An 18511-nucleotide genomic window follows, 5' to 3' on the forward strand; every position below is an offset into this window, starting at 1 on the left:
CCTGGTTCGACTGCCGGCTGTTCACCCGTCAGGGGCCAAAAGTAACCCTCACCGATGCAGGAAGGCAGCTCGCCAGCGCGCTGGCGGAAAACTTTGCCGCTATCGACAGGGCGTGCCAGACCTTGCGACACCAGGCGGGGAAACTGCGGCTGAAATCGCCGTCTACATTGACCATGCGTTGGCTGCTGGATGTGTTGCAGCGCTTTCGTCAACTGCATCCGCGACCGGTAATCGAGATGAGCAGCGTGTGGATGGACAGAGACAGCGTCGACTTCACCCGCGAACCTTACGATTGCGCGATTCTGCTCGGCGATGGTCATTTCGGCGAAGAGACCTGTCATGGGCTGTTGTTTGCCGAATGGCTGGTTCCGGTCTGTACTCCGACGATGGTCGATGCCGCTCGCCAGAGCTTATCATCCTGCCCGCTGATTCATCCGACGACCGATCGCCGGGACTGGCGACGCTGGCTACAGCATGCCGGCGCGCTATCACAGACAGAAATAAACCAGGGGATTGTTTTTGATAGTCTGGAACAGGGTACGATGGCGGCCATGAGCGGGCACGGCGTTTCGGTGGGCGATCTGTTTTTGAGTCTGGAAGCTATTCGCAACGGCCTGCTGGCGCTACCGTTCCTCCAAGCCGTTGCAACCGGCGAGGGCTATTATCTGGTGTGGCCAAAAAACACGCTAAATCCGCAGCCTGTCGCCCTGCTGTATCAATTTTTACTCGCGCATATCCCGGCACCGTTCCCTGACGGAGTAACCCGCCTGGGCCGGGCGCCAAAGTGACACCGGCCCTGGCGATTTACATAACATGAACAGCCTGCACGACCAGATATCCCGCTGCGCCCCAGATAAGAACCGACACGAGAGAAACATAAACTAACGCACGAATACCTTTTTTAGACATACATCCTCACAAAACCGGAGATAAGAATTAGTGGGTATCATCGCCGGAATAACATCTCTGTTTGTTCAACAAAGGCGAGGAATAACAATATTTGCGGTGAGAAAATGTTTCCCATTGAAAGTAACTGAGAATACTGTCAAGAAGTGCATTTTCCGCTGAAGAAATGTTGGTTTTTATTGATTTTCATCGCCCTCCACGAAATAAGTCCAGACTTCCCTGCGCGGCCCGCTCGCTTAATTCTCGTCGGATTTGGTACTTTCCGTAACCCGATTTATGTTGCTTCCCGTCGCACTTTCTGCGGAAATAACGCCACGGAAAGATACGCGCTAACCGGTTGAGTTATCTTCATTCTTCCGCAAAAAAGAGCCGTTTTAAGGTAATTTTGTTCGCCGTTAGCTTTGATTAAAATTACGCTTAACTTTCATAAACTTAAATCTCCTGCTACTGTCAATATACACAAAATCATCCCGGCGGCTTCATCCGTATGAAGCGCGCAAAAGGATGCAATGTAGAAACATAATTTCTCCCCAGAGAGTGATATGCGTAGAGACGTACTGTTATTGCTGTGTTCTTGTTTGTTGTCCCCGTTTGCTCACGCCGATGATGACAGCATGAGTGCGAAAGATATCAAGACGCTTTTTTTTGGTCATGACGATCGCAAACCGGTCAACAATCCGGCTGAGGAACCCTGGGATGCCATCGGTCAGTTAGAAACGGCCAGCGGCAATCTGTGTACCGCCACCCTCATTTCACCGCATCTGGCGCTGACCGCCGGTCACTGTCTGCTGACGCCGCCAAAAGGCAAGCCGGATAAACCTGTTGCGCTGCGCTTTATTTCCCGCAAAGGCGGCTGGGTGTATGAGATTCACGGCATTGAAGGTCGCGTCGATCCGTCGCTGGGTAAGCGGCTCAAAGCCGATGGCGACGGTTGGATTGTCCCCTCGGCCGCCGCGCCCTGGGACTTTGGCTTAATCGTGTTACGCTACGCGCCAGGTGGAATCACGCCGATCCCGCTATTTAGCGGCGATAAAGCCGCTCTCACCGCCGCGCTGAAGGTATCTGAGAGAAAAGTCACCCAGTCCGGCTACCCGGAAGACCATCTGGATAATTTGTACAGCCATCAGGACTGCATTGTGACCGGTTGGGCGCAGAGCTCGGTACTGTCCCATCAGTGCGACACGCTGCCCGGCGATAGTGGTTCACCGCTGCTGTTAAAAACCGATACCGGCTGGCAGGTCATTGCCGTACAGAGCTCGGCTCCGGGTCCAAAAGATCGCTGGCGGGCCGATAACCGGGCGATTTCGGTGACCGGTTTTCGTGACAAGCTGGAAGCGCTGGCCAGTGAGTAAACCGTCAGCACTGCTGCTGGCGCAGCTGTAACAATGAGGTAATCGTCATCGGCTCGCTAAAGTAAAAACCCTGCAACCGATCGCATCCCGCCCGCCGCAGCAGCGCCAGCTGCTGCTGATTCTCGATCCCTTCGGCCACCACCGTCATTCCCAGCGCGCCGGCGATACGCACGGTGCCGCGAACCAACTCAGCGGCCTGGGCATCCACATCCACCAGCCCGGCAAGCGATTTATCAATCTTAAGCGTATCGAAACGAAAACTGCGCAGATAGCCGATGCTGGAATAGCCAATACCAAAATCATCCAGCGCAACCGCGGCCCCCAGCGTTTTCAAGTTTTCAATGGCCGCAAGGGCACGGGCAGGATTTTCCATCACATAGCTCTCGGTCACCTCGATTTGCAACCGGCGGGCCGGAAAATGGCAGCGGGCGAGCACCTGGACGACGCGCGTTTCAAATTCCGGGTCGCGAAACTGTGCCGGCGAGATATTCACTGACAGCATCAATTCACCGATAGGCTGGAGATCGCAGCAGGCCCGGTAGAGCGCAAACTGCCCCAGCGCATAAATCAGACCGCTGCTTTCCGCAATGCCGATAAAGACATCCGGCGGCAGCGGCCCTTCCGGCCGGCGCGGCCAGCGCAGCAGCGCTTCGACGCCCTCCATCGCCAGAGTGTCGGCGTTAACAATCGGCTGGTACCAGACATCAAACTCGTCGTTTTCCAGCCCCTGTCGAATACCGTTTTCGATATTCAGCTGATACTGACGGGTCTCATTGAGGGTCTCGTCATACCAGGAGGTGCGCCCTTTCCCCGATTTTTTCGAGTGATACATCGCAATATCGGCCCGGCGAAACAACTCGGTACTTGAACAGGATGCGGGAATGCCGCTGGCAATACCGATACTGGCGCTGATGTAAATTTTTCGCTCATTGAGCTTCACCGGCGATTTCAGCATCTCCAGCACTACCCATGCAAAAGTCGATGCCTGATCCACCGCCAGCTCCCCGCTGATGGTCATGGCAAATTCATCGCCGCCCATACGGGCCAGCAGACCGTCGCCCGGCACCCGGTGCTTTAGCTCCTGAGCAATATGGGCAATCAGCGCGTCGCCAACATCATGCCCGTAGTTGTCATTGACATCCTTAAACCCGTCGAGGTCAATAAACACCACGCACTGGATCTCATGCGGCGATTTTTCGCACTGCTGATTCAATCGTCCGATCAGCGCCCGGCGGTTGGGCAACTGACTGAGCCAGTCGGTCAGCGCGGTATTGCGCGCCAGCTTCTCTCCGCGCGACAGTTTGTACAGCCCGAGGCAACTGAAGAGAATAAACAGCAGGATAAGACTGGCGGCCACTATGGCGATAAGCCGGATATTGTTCGACGCCGCATGCGCCGCTTCCGCGCCGGGCAGACGCGGCTGCCAGCTGAGATAACCAATGATCTCCCCGGCATTAGTACGCAGCGGAATGCTATATTCACCGCTGCCCTGCGTCTCATGCAGACCGTTAATCTGAAAGGTATTCCCCAGCTTTTGCAACATCTCCGCATTGACGTGCCGGGTAATCACCAGGTAGCGACGCGTATCATCATGCACCTGTAATTGCCTCAGAGTCGGGCGAATCAGCCCGATACCAATAAAGGCAATGCCTTCTCGGGTACGGGTAATACCGGCGTAGGCGCCTTTGCCGCTGCGCAATGCTTCAGCATGCCGGGCGATGAGCGATTGCAACCCCGTGCCAAAAAAGCGAGTGTCGGTTTCATTAAAGGCCTGGCTGCGAAACGATCCCCACAGCACGCGATAATTCTGATCGAGCACGAAGGTGCCGTCGTAAAGATTGTTGATTTTGAAGCCTGAGCCCCAAGAGTCATACAGCCAGCCGCGATTCAGTATCGGGGCATAGGTTTGTTTAACCGCATCGTCCCATATCGAATTATCCAGCACCAGCGAAAGGACGCGGTTGACCGATGTTTGTACCGCGCCATCTACGGAAAGAACGGAGCGATGTCTGTCGATTTCATTCGTTTTAATGCTAATCAGATGCTGGGAAAGATAGATTAAAGAAATAACAGAAACAATGAGACCGATACCGGCGAGGAAGATCATAACTGAAAGCGTTTTGGCAGAGGGAAGATGACGCCAGCCAGGCAAATTAACCATTCTTTACTTTGTCCTCATCACGGCATCACGACGGCAGGTAAAGATACCGCCAGCACTTTTTTAAAGAATAATACAGAGAACAAATTTTGCCGCCCGGGGGGAACAGGCGGCATCGCATTATGCCAGTTTAATAAGCACCATGCCAGTGACCAGCAATATCACGCCGAGCCAGCCTTTATGATTTAAGCGTTGGCCGAATAAAATCCATCCCGCCGCAATCGTGGCGGCAATACCGAAACCGCCCCACAACGCATAGGCCACCGACAGGTCAATCCCCTTCACCGCCTGGGAGAGCGCGCTGAAGGCACCCAGCACCGCCAGCAGCGAAAGCATGCCGTAGACTTTACGCCGAAAACCGTCTGAAAATTTCAAGAAGACGTTAGCGGTAATTTCCAGCACGATGGCCAGCGTCAGCCAGGCGCCGTGAACCCACTCAAACTGTTGCATGGGCCGCCTCCGTTGACTGTTTCACCGCTTTTTGGGTACCGGATTTAATTAGCACGATCCCGAACACCAGCGTCGCCAGGCCCGCCATTTTAACCAGCGAAAGCACTTCATCAAACAGCAGTACGCTGAATAAAGTGATCAGCAAAATACCGATACCTTCCCACAGGGCATACGCCACACCGAGGGCGATTTTTTTAACAGCAAATGCCAAAAATATATAGGAAAGCGCAATCATCACCAGCATTAAAATAAAACCCGTGTGTCCACCGCTGACACTGGCCCACTTCATAGAAAGTGTGCCGATAATTTCAGCAACGATTGCTAAAGCTAATAGCATCCAATAAAACATAATCCTTCTCCTGCCAGAGAATATAATCCACCGCGGCTTACAGCGAAGGTAAACCGGAAAAATTCAGAGAGTGTTTAGCCGTGCGCAAGGCGCCAGCTCAAGCAGAGAGAAAGGACTAAAGCGCTGAGCGCCAGTGTTGCTCGCCGGCAAAGCGGCAGCCAGGAAAGGAAACTACAAGGTGAGTCGAAATATACATCCTGAACCGATTGTCCATAAAATTACAATTATCCGCGGTATTGCTTCTCGTCATTGCGGATGAGTATTGTCCTCGGTAGTTATACACAGCAAATTTGTACCATAATGCTACATTATACTCAAAGTCTTTGCACTTCTTTACGTCAGACATTTGATTTTGATTAGCTTTTACTGATGCCAATCGCCATTATGATGACGTTTCATTATTTTATTTTCGCAACCGGATTGTTTTCACCACCGTAGACGTTTTAGCAGGAGCCTTCTTCCTGCCCGATCGAGGCAGTTTTTGCTGATTTTTCCCGGGCATTCAGGTCTACACTGTGAGGAAAACGCGGTCATTTTTTCAGGGACACACATGGCTAAACCCATCATTACGCTTAATGGATTAAAGATTGTCATCATGCTGGGCATGCTGGTCATCATTCTTACCGGTATCCGCTTCGCTGCGGATATTATCGTTCCGTTCATCCTTGCGCTGTTCCTCGCCGTGGTCATTAACCCCGTGGTGCGACTGATGATGCGCTGTCGGGTACCGCGCGTACTGGCCATTTCGTTGCTAATCAGCGCGATTGTCATGCTGGCTGTGGTGTTGCTGGCCTCATTAGGTACCTCGCTGAATGAACTGGCGCGCACGCTGCCGCAATACCGCGCCTCGCTCAACGAGCCGCTACAAACCGTGACGCCCTGGCTACAACGCTTCGGGTTTACCGTTTCCGTTGTGGAGTTGAATAAATACATCGATCCCAATGCGGTCATGACGATGGTGACCAGTCTGCTTACCCAACTGTCGAACGCCATGTCCTCAATCTTCCTCTTGCTGCTGACGGTGGTCTTTATGCTGCTGGAAGTTCCCCAACTGCCGGCCAAGTTGCAACAGTTGATGTCCAGGCCGGTGGAAGGTATGGGCGCCATACAGCGCGCGATCGACAGCGTCTCTCACTACCTGGTGCTAAAAACCGCCATCAGTCTGGTAACCGGGATGGTAGTCTGGGGCATGCTGGTGCTACTGGACGTTCGCTTCGCCTTTATGTGGGGACTGCTGGCGTTTGCCCTCAACTATATTCCGAATATTGGCTCGGTCCTTGCCGCCATTCCGCCCATTTTGCAGGTGCTGGTATTCGGTGGACTGTACGAAGCGCTGGTGGTGCTGACGGGCTACCTGGTGATTAACCTGGTCTTCGGGAATATTCTTGAGCCGCGAATCATGGGCCGCGGTCTGGGGCTATCAACGCTGGTGGTATTTCTGTCGTTGATTTTCTGGGGGTGGCTGCTGGGGCCGGTAGGCATGCTGCTTTCCGTCCCCTTGACGATCATTGTTAAAATCGCGCTTGAGCAGAGTCCCGGCGGGCGGAGTATTGCTGTACTGCTGAGCGATTTAAGTAAATAGGTTTCGTTCACGCTGGCGGCACAATGGCGCCAGCGGCAAGTTTTCCCTTCGTCTATGCTTAAACATCCTGTTCGTGGCGGATTTCTCATCACTGATGCTCCCGAGCTCAAGCTGTTTCTGCCCCCGCCGCTTCCTCCCCCCTATCGAGCAAAATGGGCAGTAAATAGCACGCTGTCTATAAAATAAACACCGCTGTCAATAGGGTTTAAAGATTCTTCTCCCCCACCTCATAGCCGCTCTGATTCCCTGCAGGGAGACCGGTGAAAATGACGCTGCCTACAACCCCATAGCCTACACTGCCAACCCCATCTTCGATCCCCGTCACATAATCCCCCAGGCAATTATTACTCTCAGGCTAATAATCCGCACCTGAGCTTAATTGATGCACTACCCGGTACGGAGCAGACTGACTGCAGCACAAATCCAGGCAAAAAAATGATTTGCTGAATCAGGAGGTTAATAATGAATGCTGGCCAAACTCCGGCCCGGAACTGGAACACACGCCGCAGCGAGAAAGCACGGCGCGTTGCCTCCCTTCCGGTGCAGGGCAAGGTAATTCCCACCGACGGTCTGGTGGATGCGCTGGAAAAACTGATTGCTCCCGGCGATCGCGTGGTTCTTGAAGGTAATAACCAGAAACAGGCCGATTTTCTCTCCCGTGGGCTTGCTGAGGTGAATCCGACGAAGGTCCACAATCTGCATATGATCATGCCCAGCGTCGGGCGCAGCGAACATCTGGATCTCTTTGAAAAAGGGATTGCCCGTAAGCTCGACTTCTCGTTCTCCGGAACCCAAAGCCTGCGGATCTCGCAACTGCTGGAAGATGGTCTGCTGGAAATTGGCGCGATTCATACCTACATCGAGCTTTACTCTCGCCTGTATGTCGACCTGTCGCCGAACGTCGCGCTGATCGCTGGATATAAAGCCGACCGCAAAGGCAACCTTTACACCGGGCCCAGCACCGAGGACACTCCGGCGCTGGTCGAAGCCGCCGCCTTCCACGACGGGATCGTCATCGCCCAGGTTAACGAACTGGTCGACGATGAGTGCGACCTGCCGCGCGTCGATATCCCCGGCTCGTGGATAGACTACGTGGTGGTGGCTGATAAGCCGTTCTTTATTGAACCTCTCTTTACCCGCGACCCGCGCCTGATTAAGCAAGAACATATTTTAATGGCGATGATGGCGATTAAAGGCATCTACGCCGAACATCAGGTTCAGTCCCTCAACCACGGGATCGGCTTTAACACCGCCGCCATTGAGCTGCTGCTCCCGACTTATGGTGAACAGCTGGGGCTGAAGGGAAAAATCTGTCAACACTGGACGCTTAACCCGCATCCGACGCTGATCCCGGCCATTGAAAGCGGCTGGGTGGAAAGCGTGCACTGTTTTGGCGGCGAACTGGGAATGGAAGAGTACATCCGCGCCCGCCCGGATGTGTTCTTTACCGGCGCCGATGGATCCATGCGTTCTAACCGCGCCTTCTGCCAGCTGGCGGGTCAGTACGCGGTCGACATGTTTATCGGCTCCACCCTACAGGTTGATGGCCTCGCAAACTCCTCTACCGTCACCCGCGGCCGACTTTCCGGATTCGGTGGCGCGCCAAACATGGGCCATGACCCACACGGTCGCCGCCATGCGACGCCGGCCTGGCTGAACATGATCACCGAACCGGACCCGATGCAGCGCGGCAAAAAGCTGGTGGTGCAGATGGTCGAAACCTTCCAGGCCGGCGTGAAGCCGACCTTCGTGGAAAAACTTGATGCGGTAGAGGTGGCTAAAGCCTCCGGCATGCCTTTAGCCCCGGTGATGATCTACGGCGATGACGTCACCCACGTCCTGACCGAAGAGGGCATCGCCTATCTCTACCGGGCGGAAAGCCTCGAAGAGCGGCGGGCGATGGTTGCCGCCGTTGCCGGCATCACCGACATCGGTCTGGGCGTCGATGCCAGACGCGTCGCCGAACTACGGCAAAGCGGCAAAGTGGTCTATCCGGAAGACATTGGTATTCGCCGCAGCGAGGCGACCCGTTCCCTGCTCGCCGCCGGCAGCGTTGCCGACCTGGTCGAATGGTCCGACGGCCTTTACAACCCCCCAGCAAAATTCCGGAGCTGGTAATGAAACGCCTGCCACAGACTCATGCCGGGCTGCAGGCCGAAAAGCTGGCGTTGATCGCCCGCGACTGCCTGATCGACGAAGCGCGATTAAGTCCAAAGCCGGGTCTGGTGGACAGCCGGGGAAACGGCGCCCATCACGACCTGTCGTTAGATCTGATGGAACGCTCGGCGCACAGCCTGATCCCAACGTTTCTGCAACTGGCCCAGCAGAGCTGGCTGCGCCCGGCCGACATCGCCCTGCGTGAAACCGTTGGCCGTATAGGACGCGAAGGCGAACAGCAGATGATGGCGGCCACCGACGGTGTAAATACCCATCGCGGCGCGATTTGGGCGCTGGGGTTACTGGTTAGCGCGAGCGCAATGTTAAATGCCAACGCCAGCGCGCAGCAGATTGCGGACACGGCCGCCGTGCTTGCCCGTCTGCCGGACAGCGCCGCGCCGAAGGTCTTCAGCAAAGGCCTGAAGGCGACGAACCGCTACCGGGTACCTGGCGCGCGTGAAGAGGCGCAGCAGGCGTTCCCGCACGTGATGAAACTGGCGCTGCCCCAGCTCTTGCGCAGCCGCGCGCAGGGTGCGGGTGAAAATGCGGCTCGTCTTGACGCGCTGATGGCCGTCATGACCTCGCTCAGCGATACCTGCGTGCTTTCTCGCGCTGGAATGGTCGGCCTCAACGCGATGCAGACCGGCGCGCGCGCCGTGCTGAGTGCGGGCGGCAGCGCCACGGTTCAGGGCAGCAAAGCGCTCGCCAGACTGGACGCGCAGATGCTCACCCTCAACGCTTCGCCCGGCGGTGCCGCCGATTTGCTCGCCGCCACGCTGTTTCTCGACAGGGTCAGCCAGCCCACGTATTGCTCAATTTAAAGAGGATGTTATGGAACACATTACATTGTCATTCCCTGCCAGCCACACCGTCAGCGGTAAAGCCCTGGCAGGCGTCGTTGGCTCCGGTGATATGGAAGTGCTGTTCACCGCGACAGTCGGCGACACGCTCAACATTGCTATCACCACCTCCGTGGACAACAGCACTCACCGCTGGAACGCGCTGTTTGACCGCCTGAATCTGATCAACGGCCTGCCCGCCGGCACGCTGATTATCCACGATTTCGGCGCGACGCCGGGCGTGGCGCGCATTCGCATCGAACAGGTTTTTGAGGAGGTATCCCATGCGTAACGACCGCAGCTTTATTGAATTACGCGCCCGTGAACGCGCCCTGACGCTGCTGGATGAAGGCAGCTACCGCGAACTGCTCGATCCGTTCGCCGGCATTATGTCACCGTGGCTCGCACCGCAGGGCGTCGTACCGCAGTCTGACGATGGCATGGTGGTCGCTCGCGGCACCATCAACGGCCAGTCCGCGGTAGCGATCGCCATCGAAGGCACCTTCCAGGGCGGCAGTATGGGCGAAGTCTCCGGCGCGAAAATGGCGGCTGCGCTGGAGCTGGCGGCGGAAGACAATCGCAACGGCATCCCGACGCTGGCGGTACTGTGCCTCGAAACCGGCGGCGTGCGCCTGCAGGAGGCCAACCTCGGCCTCGCGGCCATCGCCGACATTCATGCGGCGATTGTGGACCTGCGTCGCTACACCCCGGTGGTCGGCATTATCGCGGGCACCGTTGGCTGCTTCGGCGGGATGTCCATCGCCGCCGCGCTGTGCAGCTATCTGATTGTCACCCGCGAGGCGCGTCTGGGTCTCAACGGCCCGCAGGTCATCGAGCAGGAAGCCGGTATTGACGAGTACGACTCCCGCGATCGCCCGTTTATCTGGAGCATGACCGGTGGCGAAATCCGTTATGAAAGCGGGCTGGTCGATGCGCTGGTCGGTGACGGCGTCAACGCGGTGAAATCAGCGATGAATGAGGCCATTGCCAGAGGCGTTCCGGCACAACACCGCAGCGATAAATATGCGGATTACCTGGCACGCCTGACCCACTTCGATACCCGCCAGCAGGCGGATACCGTGCAGATCAAACAGCTTTTTGCCCGGGAGGTGAAATGATGATTCCGTCCAATAGCCGTGGAGCCGTATGGCTGGAAAAACTGGCGCCGAACGCGCCGCGCATGAGCGGCCTTTGCCCGTCCGTACAAGTTGCCGACGGGGAGCTGAATGGCGAAAACGTGCGCTTCATCGCCGTGGTACCAGACGCCAGCAACCACTACCCGCGCGCCGCCAACGGCGAAGTGGGTCTGCTGGAAGGCTGGACGCTGGCGAAAGTGGTCAATGAGACTCTCGCTGCCGACGCCAACAGCGATGTGAAACGCCCGATTGTGGCGGTGATTGACGTCCCGAGCCAGGCCTATGGCCGCCGCGAAGAAGCGTTCGGTATTCACCAGGCACTGGCCGGTGCCGCAGGCGCTTATGCGAAAGCGCGCCTCGCGGGCCATCCGGTGATCGGCCTGATCGTCGGCAAAGCGATGTCCGGGGCGTTTCTGGCGCACGGCTACCAAGCCAACCGCCTGATTGCCATCAACGACAAAGGTGTGTTGGTCCATGCGATGGGCAAAGCGTCCGCCGCGCGTATCACTCTGCGCACCGTCGAGGCGCTGGAAAAACTGGCGGCGACCATTCCCCCCATGGCCTACGACGTCAGCAACTACGCGACGCTCGGTCTGCTCTCCGACCTGCTCAATCTCAGCAATCCAGATGCTCCGTCTGATGCTGACCTCGCGTTGGTGGAGATAACCGTGCAAAAAGCCATTGCCGATGCGCGTAAAGACCCCACGCTGAAAAATCGTCTCGGCGCGGAAAATCGTCGTAGCTCTGCCCTTGTCCGTGAACAGATGCGCGCCAGCTGGTAACGGGCAACATCAGAAGTCCGTAAAAAAGACCTGCCGAAAGCGGCCACCGTCGGGCGCAGCATAGCGCCCACGTCACGCTGCTTTTAGATAATTAAAAACATCGCAATTAGCCCAATACGCTAAATCCTTCACGCTGGATCAAGGCAGCAACGGAGTCAATCCCCAGGAGCTTACCTGAGTAAGTGACCGGGGTGCGGAAAGACAGCCAACGCAGAGGCAGCTTGCTGGATGACGCGTATTTCTTTTTTTATCTACAGGTGATTACTCTATGACTTATGTAATTGTTCATGCCCTGGCGCCGATTTTTGTCATCATGCTACTGGGCTTCTGGGCTGGCAAAGCCAAAATGGTCGACAACAAAAACGTGTCGCTGCTGAATATCTTTGTGATGGACTTTGCCCTGCCCGCCGCGCTGTTCAGCGCCACCGTACAGACACCGTGGGCGGGTATCGTCGCGCAGTCCCCGCTGATTGTGGTGCTGACCGGCGCCATGTGGATAACCTATGCGGCGATCTATTTTCTTGCCACCGGCGTCTTTAAAAAATCGCCGCAGGATGCGGCGGTGCTGACCCTCACTGTCGCGTTACCGAACTATGCCGCGCTCGGTCTGCCCATTCTCGGCAGCGTGCTGGGCGAAGGTTCGGCCACCTCACTGTCCGTGGCGGTATCCATTGCCTGCGGCTCGGTCCTGATGACCCCGTTCTGCCTGCTGATCCTCGAACGTGAAAAAGCGCGCGCCGTCGGTGAAAACAGCGGTTCTACCCTGGCGATGCTGCCGGTACTGATGTGGCGCTCGCTGAAAAAACCTATCGTCATGGGCCCACTGCTCGGCGTGATCCTCTCGGCTATCGGCATCACTATGCCGGACCTGCTGCTGGCGGCGATCAAACCACTGGGCCTGTCTGCCACCGCGGCTGCGCTGTTCCTGACCGGGGTAATCCTCTCTGCCCGCAAACTGAAGTTGAATGCGATGGTCGGCATCGCAACCATCGCCAAACTGCTGATCCAGCCGTTTATCGCCTGGGGCATTGTTCTGGCCTTCGGTCTGCACGGTTCGGTGGCGATCACCGCTATTCTGATGATTGCCTTGTCTGCCGGTTTCTTCGGCGTGGTATTCGGCAACCGCTTTGGCGTCCAGTCGCCAGATGCCGAAGCCGTGCTGCTGTTGAGCTCCGTTCTGTGTATCCTGTCGTTACCGCTGTTTATTACCCTGACTTCCGGACTCTGATATGACCTTGACTTCGCGCCCGCACGATTTACTGTGGCTGAACAACGCCGACGCCTTACTGACCGTTCAGGAGGCCTGGGTGGTCACCCAGTGGCACCCCGGTTTACCGGTGGTGGTGCGGCGCGATGTTAATGAAAACGGTGATATTCCGGTGGGAGTACGCGGCATGAAACGCGAACAGCGCGCCGCCGGATGGGTGAAAGCAGAGGCGGTTTCCCGCGTGGTAACACCGGAAGCACTTACCGAACGCGAACGCCTGCTGCACTCGCCGTTTGTTTCCCAGCCGCCGGTTCAGGCGGCTATTTTACTGACCACCTTTGCGTGGCCGTGGCTGTGGGGCATTACCGGCAGCACTGGCTATGCGCTGGCCACCGAAATTCCCGTTCTGCACGCCGACAGCGATCTCGATTTGCTGATCCGCGCGCCGATGCCACTGACTGACGATGAACTCAGTCTGTGGCAGGCGCAGGTTGAGAAGCTGCCGTGTCGGGCCGACACCCAGATTGAAACGCCCTTCGGCGCCTTTGCCTTGAATGAATGGCTGCGCGATGGCCGCGTATTGCTGAAAACGTCCCGGGGCGCGCGTCTGACCACCACGCCCTGGCACAGGGAGGAAGCATGAAAATTCTCTTCACCTTTCCCGGTCAGGGAAGCCAGCGTCCGGGCATGCTCGACGCCATCCCCAACCGTGAGGCGATCTTCGCCGTGGCCCGCGGTGTACTCGGGGAAGAACTCATTACCTTAGATAGCGCCGAGGCGCTCAGACACACCCGGGCCGTACAGCTGTGCCTGCTCATCACCGGTGTGGCCTGGGCGCGGGAACTCCAGCGTCAGGGTGTCCAGCCGGATATCGTCAGCGGGTTGTCGATCGGCGCCTTTCCTGCTGCAGTCATTGCCGGGGCGCTGGATTTCGCCAGCGCACTGCGCCTGGTGGCGCTACGCGGCGATTTAATGGAACAGGCCTATCCACACGGTTACGGCCTGACCGCGATTATGGGGCTGACGCGGGATCGGGTGGAAGCGTTGCTGATCGCGGGAGAAACCTACATCGCTAACCTTAATGCCGACACGCAGATTGTCATTGCCGGTACCGATGATGCAATGGCGCGCGTGGCGCAGAAGGCGCTGGCCATCGGCGCCACCAAAGCTCAGAGACTGGCGGTCAGCGTTCCATCACACTGCGCGCTGCTGGAGGCCCCGGCGGCGAAGCTGGCGCAGGCATTCTCGCCAGTCTCTTTACAGCGCCCGCGGTATGCTTATTTGAGCGGTTCCACCGCACGGGTACTGTGGGATCCGCAGCGGATCGCCGACGATCTGGCGATGAATATGGCGCGGACGGTGCGCTGGCAGGATGCCATCATCGCGGCGCAAGAGCGCGATGCCCGGCTGGCGATAGAGATGCCGCCTGGCGGCGTACTGACCTGCCTCACTCGCCAGGCGGGCTGGCAAGGAGAGAGCCTTGCGCTTGAGAGCAGCGGCGTGGAGGTCGCCCGCCATCTGGCACAGCGGCTTAACGGTTAAGGCTGCGGGCGTACATTCGCCCTTCTGCCGCCAGCGCCAGCAGATCGGCGTCGCGCTCGCGATGGTGGGCATAGACGATAGAGATCAGCTGGCGCATCTGGTAGGGTTCCGCCAGCTTTAACAGTTGCACATCGTTTTCATACACTTTTTTCATCCGTCCTGGCAGCAGCGCAAAACCGACGCCGGCCTGCACCAGGCTAATCATTGAGAAGATATCGTTCACCCGGGTCACAATTGCGGGTTCGAATGCCGCCACCTGAAAGGCTTCCTGAAACCCGGCATAGGTGGCAAAACCTTCGGCCAGCGAGACAAATTTGCGGTCTGCGTAATCGCGCAGGTCGGCAGGCAGCACGGTATCAAGTTTTTCCGCTGCCGGTGCAGCGAGGAAAATATCGTCTTCAAACAGCGGTACCACATCAAAGGCAGAATTGCTGAACTCCCCTTCATTGGTCGCAATCAGAATGGCATCGAGAGCATCGTCTTCCAGCATATTCAGCAGCATCTGATTGGATCCCATGGTCAGATCCAGCTCCAGTTCGGGTCGTCGCAGCTTCATACCCATAATAATCCGCGGCACCGTCTCAAGCGTCAGAGAGTAGAGCGTGCCGATACGCAGACGCCCCTGGCCGACGCCAGCCACCTTGCGCGTGGCTTCCAGTCCACGGGTCATTAAACTGGTCACATCCTGGCAGTACTCCAGTAGTGTCCAGGCCGCCGGCAGTGGCAGTAAATTTCGCCCCTTATGCACAAACAGCGAGCAACCCACCCCTTCTTCAAGGGTATGCAACGCCCGATGAACGCTCACTCCGCTCAGCCCCATGGCTTCGGCAGTTCTGGCAATATTCCCCTTAGCCATGAACATCATAAATATCGACAGTTTGCGGAAGGTTATCTCCTGATTAATGTCGTCTTTCATTACTTGTGCCCCGCATTTCCGCCTTTTTCTTGTCAATTCAAGCCAGTATAACCACAATCTGCGGCGAAAGTTTTAACGGGGCGCAAGTTCGGCGACGGAGAAGACAGTGAGCAAGGAAGTACGCGGAGGCATCCGCCGCAAAAAAAAACGCCAGTCGGTGATTAACCAACTGGCGTTCTCTTTGGCGTGCGTTATATCAGATTACAGCGCGATATCGTGCTGCGCCGACTCGGCAGGTTTCGCCTCGACCGGCCTGGCGGTGGTCATCGCGGGCTGAGTCTTGCTCATGTCGATGACCGGTGGTTTCACCAGTTGCAGAGTCGCGGCGGTGTCATCCCATACCTGCTGCGTCAGGGCCGGGTTATCGTTCAGCTTCTGCCCGTAGCTCGGTACGATAGCATGAATACGGTTCTGCCATTGAGCAGAAGCAAACTGCTCCGGGAACATCTGTTTAAGGACGTTAAGGGTGATCGGTGCCGCGGTTGATGCCCCCGGCGATGCCCCCAGCAACGCAGAAATGGTTTTCTGTTGATCAACCACCACTTCGGTACCCAGCTTCAGGACGCCACCCTTATCGGCATCTTTCTTGATAATCTGCACGCGCTGACCGGCCTGGATCAGTTTCCAGTCTTCTTTACGCGCATCCGGATAGTACTCTTTCAGCGCCGCAAAACGGTCATCATCGTTCATCATCACCTGGCTAATCAGGTATTTCACCAGATCGAAGTTGTCGAGACCGACGTGGGTCATCGGCAGCACGTTATCAGTGGTGGTGGTGCTCAGCAGGTCCATAAATGAACCATTTTTGAGGAATTTCGTCGAGAAAGTCGCAAACGGCCCGAACAGCACCACGCGCTTACCATCAATGAAACGGGCATCCAGGTGCGGAACCGACATCGGCGGGGCGCCGACGGAGGCCTGACCGTACACTTTTTCCAGATGCTGCTTCGTCACGGCCGGATTTTCAGTCATCAAGAAGGAGCCGCCAACCGGGAAGCCTGCATAATTATCGGCTTCCGGAATACCGGTTTTTTGCAGTAATTTCAGCGCGCCGCCTCCGGCACCGATAAAGACATATTTCGCATTGATCGCCTGCTCCTGACCACTATTGACGTTTTTGATCGTCACGTGCCAGGAATTATCGGCATTGCGTTTAAAATCGGTCACTTCAGAAGAGGTTTGCAGCGAGAAATTATTATTTTTCTTCAGACTGCCGATCAGCTGACGGGTAATTTCACCGTAGTTAACATCCGTGCCGACCGGGGTCCAGGTTGCCGCGACTTTTTGTTGCGGATCGCGCCCTTCCATCACCAGCGGCGCCCATTGTTTAATTTGCGCGTGATCGGTAGAGAATTTCATGCCCTGGAATAGCGTGGTTTGCTGCAATGCGCGATAACGCTTTTGCAGATATTCCACATTATCACCCCAGACGAAACTCATATGCGGAGTGGAATTAATAAAGGCGTGCGGATCGTGCAAAATGCCGCGTTTAACCTGCGCCGTCCAGAACTGGCGAGAGATCATAAACTGCTCGTTAATATCCAGCGCTTTACTGACATCAATAGAACCGTCCGGGCGCTCCGGCGTATAGTTCAGCTCCATGTTCGCTGAGTGACCGGTCCCGGCGTTGTTCCAGCCGTTAGAGGATTCCAGCGCAACGCCATCCAGCTTCTCAACCATCACCTGTTTCCAGTCCGGCTGTAATTCCTGCAACCAGGTGCCAAGAGAGGCGCTCATAATTCCGCCACCAATCAGCAGAAAATCGGTTTTTTGAGCGGTATCAGTATTCGCATACGACGCGGTACTGACAAACATCGCCAGTGCGGTCACAGATAAAAGAGATTTTTTTATTGCAGGCATAATAGAATTATCGCATAGCACAATGAAATAAGTGCACATATGTTAACGCATTTCTATTATATTTTAAAATATCATTTACATTTTTCGCACAGTTAATCAATTTTTGATAAACACTTTTTTAACTTAAAAAAGTAAAATATTGCGTGAGAAAATAAAAGTCAGAAAATAACAGCGAGAATTAAGGGATACAATAATTCCCGCCGCTTAATTTAGTTATTTATTCCCCATCGCCGTCGCGGCATAACGGTGCGCGATTGCGCACCGCATCATTCAATTGACACGACTCAGCGTCGAGCGCTTTGCCTTCTGCAGCGCGAGGCGCAAACGATCGTTATTTTCCGCCAGCAGATCCCGCGCCTGCCAGGCATCGAGCCCGGTCATCAGCATCAGGATTGCCGTCCGGACGTGCTGATTGCAGCTAGCCAGCGCGGCTTTAGCCTCGCTGCGCGAGCAGTCGGTGGCGGTCATGACGATGGCAATCTGGCGTTCACTCCAGCGTGGACTGGTCGCCTGCAGATCGACCCGCAGGTTGCTGTAAACCCTGCCGCTGCGAATCGCCAGTCCGGTAGTCAACATCGTGAGGATCAGCCGCTGCGCCAACTGCGCTTTCGGGTTACCGAACCCCGCCACCGCTTCTGGCCCGCTTTGCGGCGCAATAATGATATCCGCCAGTTGGGCGGCTTCACTCTCTGCCTGCGGTGTCAGCACCGCAATTGGCGCGCCGAGCGACCAGGCATGACGCATCGCGCCCCATACCCATGGCGTTTTTCCGCTAACCGTCAGCGCCAGCAGCATATCGTTGCTGCAAAAATGGATAGCCTGCAACTCAAGTGCGCCGAGGTCGTAATCATGAGCGGCCGTTTCCATCTCCTGCAGCGCGGCAGCCGGGCCGCCGGCAATGAGCCCAACCAGGGAATGTTTCTCTTCCGGCGCATACTCGCTGACCGTCTGTAGCGCCGCGCGGCCGGATGCTCCGGCGCCGATAATCACCAGTCGTCCTCCCCGGCTCAGGGCGGCAGCGGCATTATCGACGAGACGGGCAATCTCCGGTAAACAGGCCCCGACGGCGTCGGCAATTTGCCGATCGTCTTTATGCAGCAGGGTCAGCATATCGAGGGTGGCGAGCGTGTCGATGAGACGGGTTTCAGGGTGGCGTCGTTCCATCATTGATGCGGTTGGCTTACTGCTCATAAAAACCTCCTTTTAAATAACTCCATATTCACTATAAGGATATTTATTGTAAGGTCCTGCGAGTAAGGTCACGCTTCCCGGTTC

The 18511-nt window shown here is 56.4% G+C and carries 17 protein-coding genes; 11 read left to right on the forward strand and 6 right to left on the reverse strand.

Translation table 11 applies throughout. The features are described from left to right. Together ACZAHD_RS12780 and ACZAHD_RS12785 are read left to right on the forward strand one after the other, a co-directional pair. A partial coding sequence (locus ACZAHD_RS12780) for a LysR substrate-binding domain-containing protein (protein WP_462457106.1) occupies nt 1–788 on the forward strand: 788 nt, incomplete at its 5' end. Between the two features lie 660 nt (nt 789–1448). Beyond that, nucleotides 1449–2258 (forward strand): trypsin-like serine peptidase, encoded by an 810-nt coding sequence (locus tag ACZAHD_RS12785; protein ID WP_462457107.1) that lies wholly within the window; start codon nt 1449–1451, stop codon nt 2256–2258. Nucleotides 2259–2262: 4 nt separating this feature from the next. Here ACZAHD_RS12785 and ACZAHD_RS12790 read toward each other — a convergent pair whose 3' ends face one another. The 3 genes from ACZAHD_RS12790 to mdtJ all read right to left on the reverse strand — a co-directional run bounded on the left by ACZAHD_RS12790 (nt 2263) and on the right by mdtJ (nt 5215). Next, complete coding sequence (locus ACZAHD_RS12790) at nt 2263–4419, reverse strand: putative bifunctional diguanylate cyclase/phosphodiesterase (RefSeq protein WP_462457108.1); 2157 nt, start codon at nt 4417–4419, stop codon at nt 2263–2265. Between the two features lie 117 nt (nt 4420–4536). Beyond that, nucleotides 4537–4866: a multidrug/spermidine efflux SMR transporter subunit MdtI gene (gene mdtI / locus ACZAHD_RS12795; RefSeq protein ID WP_462457109.1), complete on the reverse strand. Its 330-nt coding sequence runs from the start codon at nt 4864–4866 to the stop codon at nt 4537–4539. Continuing rightward, nucleotides 4853–5215, reverse strand: a complete 363-nt coding sequence (gene mdtJ / locus ACZAHD_RS12800; protein ID WP_462457110.1) for a multidrug/spermidine efflux SMR transporter subunit MdtJ — start codon at nt 5213–5215, stop codon at nt 4853–4855. The genes mdtI and mdtJ overlap by 14 nt, the downstream gene beginning before the upstream one ends. Before the next feature lie 550 nt (nt 5216–5765). On the opposite strand from mdtJ, the gene ACZAHD_RS12805 reads away from it, so the two are divergent. From ACZAHD_RS12805 to mdcH, 9 genes are all read left to right on the forward strand, one after another. Next, the gene (locus tag ACZAHD_RS12805; RefSeq protein ID WP_462457111.1) at nt 5766–6797 is read left to right on the forward strand and encodes an AI-2E family transporter; all 1032 of its coding nucleotides are present in this window, start codon (nt 5766–5768) and stop codon (nt 6795–6797) included. Nucleotides 6798–7259: 462 nt separating this feature from the next. Further along, entirely contained in the window at nt 7260–8915 is a 1656-nt protein-coding gene (gene mdcA, locus ACZAHD_RS12810) for a malonate decarboxylase subunit alpha (RefSeq protein ID WP_462457112.1), read from the forward strand. Next, nucleotides 8915–9775, forward strand: coding sequence for a triphosphoribosyl-dephospho-CoA synthase (locus ACZAHD_RS12815; RefSeq protein ID WP_462457113.1), 861 nt, complete (start codon nt 8915–8917; stop codon nt 9773–9775). Before mdcA ends, ACZAHD_RS12815 begins: the two co-directional genes overlap by 1 nt. A gap of 10 nt (nt 9776–9785) precedes the next feature. Then, entirely contained in the window at nt 9786–10085 is a 300-nt protein-coding gene (mdcC, locus tag ACZAHD_RS12820) for a malonate decarboxylase acyl carrier protein (protein WP_462457114.1), read from the forward strand. Continuing rightward, on the forward strand, nt 10078–10911 hold the full coding sequence (locus ACZAHD_RS12825; RefSeq protein ID WP_462457115.1) for a biotin-independent malonate decarboxylase subunit beta: 834 nt from the start codon (nt 10078–10080) through the stop codon (nt 10909–10911). The genes mdcC and ACZAHD_RS12825 overlap by 8 nt, the downstream gene beginning before the upstream one ends. Further along, nucleotides 10911–11711: a biotin-independent malonate decarboxylase subunit gamma gene (mdcE, locus tag ACZAHD_RS12830; RefSeq protein ID WP_462457126.1), complete on the forward strand. Its 801-nt coding sequence runs from the start codon at nt 10911–10913 to the stop codon at nt 11709–11711. The genes ACZAHD_RS12825 and mdcE overlap by 1 nt, the downstream gene beginning before the upstream one ends. A 268-nt stretch (nt 11712–11979) precedes the next feature. Then, on the forward strand, nt 11980–12939 hold the full coding sequence (locus ACZAHD_RS12835; protein ID WP_462457116.1) for an AEC family transporter: 960 nt from the start codon (nt 11980–11982) through the stop codon (nt 12937–12939). 1 nt (nt 12940) lies between these two features. Further along, nucleotides 12941–13561, forward strand: coding sequence for a malonate decarboxylase holo-ACP synthase (locus tag ACZAHD_RS12840; RefSeq protein WP_462457117.1), 621 nt, complete (start codon nt 12941–12943; stop codon nt 13559–13561). After that, entirely contained in the window at nt 13558–14460 is a 903-nt protein-coding gene (mdcH, locus tag ACZAHD_RS12845; RefSeq protein ID WP_462457118.1) for a malonate decarboxylase subunit epsilon, read from the forward strand. The genes ACZAHD_RS12840 and mdcH overlap by 4 nt, the downstream gene beginning before the upstream one ends. Here mdcH and ACZAHD_RS12850 read toward each other — a convergent pair. The 3 genes from ACZAHD_RS12850 to ACZAHD_RS12860 all read right to left on the reverse strand — a co-directional run bounded on the left by ACZAHD_RS12850 (nt 14450) and on the right by ACZAHD_RS12860 (nt 18427). Continuing rightward, entirely contained in the window at nt 14450–15376 is a 927-nt protein-coding gene (locus ACZAHD_RS12850; protein WP_462457119.1) for a LysR family transcriptional regulator, read from the reverse strand. The genes mdcH and ACZAHD_RS12850 overlap by 11 nt on opposite strands. A gap of 201 nt (nt 15377–15577) precedes the next feature. Next, complete coding sequence (gene mqo, locus ACZAHD_RS12855) at nt 15578–17236, reverse strand: malate dehydrogenase (quinone) (protein ID WP_462457120.1); 1659 nt, start codon at nt 17234–17236, stop codon at nt 15578–15580. A 270-nt stretch (nt 17237–17506) separates the two neighbouring features. Then, nucleotides 17507–18427: an N-acetylmuramic acid 6-phosphate etherase gene (locus ACZAHD_RS12860; protein WP_462457121.1), complete on the reverse strand. Its 921-nt coding sequence runs from the start codon at nt 18425–18427 to the stop codon at nt 17507–17509. Between the last annotated feature and the right edge of the window lie 84 nt (nt 18428–18511).

Source organism: Raoultella sp. (assembly GCF_039594335.1).
Lineage (GTDB): Bacteria > Pseudomonadota > Gammaproteobacteria > Enterobacterales > Enterobacteriaceae > Klebsiella.

What these genes read in the sequence shown, in the direction of transcription:
- ACZAHD_RS12785 (WP_462457107.1), top strand. Translation starts at nt 1,449, where the DNA reads ATGCGTAGAGACGTACTGTTATTGCTGTGTTCTTGTTTGTTGTCCCCG.
- ACZAHD_RS12790 (WP_462457108.1), bottom strand. Translation starts at nt 4,419, where the DNA reads ATGGTTAATTTGCCTGGCTGGCGTCATCTTCCCTCTGCCAAAACGCTT.
- mdtI (WP_462457109.1), bottom strand. Translation starts at nt 4,866, where the DNA reads ATGCAACAGTTTGAGTGGGTTCACGGCGCCTGGCTGACGCTGGCCATC.
- mdtJ (WP_462457110.1), bottom strand. Translation starts at nt 5,215, where the DNA reads ATGTTTTATTGGATGCTATTAGCTTTAGCAATCGTTGCTGAAATTATC.
- ACZAHD_RS12805 (WP_462457111.1), top strand. Translation starts at nt 5,766, where the DNA reads ATGGCTAAACCCATCATTACGCTTAATGGATTAAAGATTGTCATCATG.
- mdcA (WP_462457112.1), top strand. Translation starts at nt 7,260, where the DNA reads ATGAATGCTGGCCAAACTCCGGCCCGGAACTGGAACACACGCCGCAGC.
- ACZAHD_RS12815 (WP_462457113.1), top strand. Translation starts at nt 8,915, where the DNA reads ATGAAACGCCTGCCACAGACTCATGCCGGGCTGCAGGCCGAAAAGCTG.
- mdcC (WP_462457114.1), top strand. Translation starts at nt 9,786, where the DNA reads ATGGAACACATTACATTGTCATTCCCTGCCAGCCACACCGTCAGCGGT.
- ACZAHD_RS12825 (WP_462457115.1), top strand. Translation starts at nt 10,078, where the DNA reads ATGCGTAACGACCGCAGCTTTATTGAATTACGCGCCCGTGAACGCGCC.
- mdcE (WP_462457126.1), top strand. Translation starts at nt 10,911, where the DNA reads ATGATTCCGTCCAATAGCCGTGGAGCCGTATGGCTGGAAAAACTGGCG.
- ACZAHD_RS12835 (WP_462457116.1), top strand. Translation starts at nt 11,980, where the DNA reads ATGACTTATGTAATTGTTCATGCCCTGGCGCCGATTTTTGTCATCATG.
- ACZAHD_RS12840 (WP_462457117.1), top strand. Translation starts at nt 12,941, where the DNA reads ATGACCTTGACTTCGCGCCCGCACGATTTACTGTGGCTGAACAACGCC.
- mdcH (WP_462457118.1), top strand. Translation starts at nt 13,558, where the DNA reads ATGAAAATTCTCTTCACCTTTCCCGGTCAGGGAAGCCAGCGTCCGGGC.
- ACZAHD_RS12850 (WP_462457119.1), bottom strand. Translation starts at nt 15,376, where the DNA reads ATGAAAGACGACATTAATCAGGAGATAACCTTCCGCAAACTGTCGATA.
- mqo (WP_462457120.1), bottom strand. Translation starts at nt 17,236, where the DNA reads ATGCCTGCAATAAAAAAATCTCTTTTATCTGTGACCGCACTGGCGATG.
- ACZAHD_RS12860 (WP_462457121.1), bottom strand. Translation starts at nt 18,427, where the DNA reads ATGAGCAGTAAGCCAACCGCATCAATGATGGAACGACGCCACCCTGAA.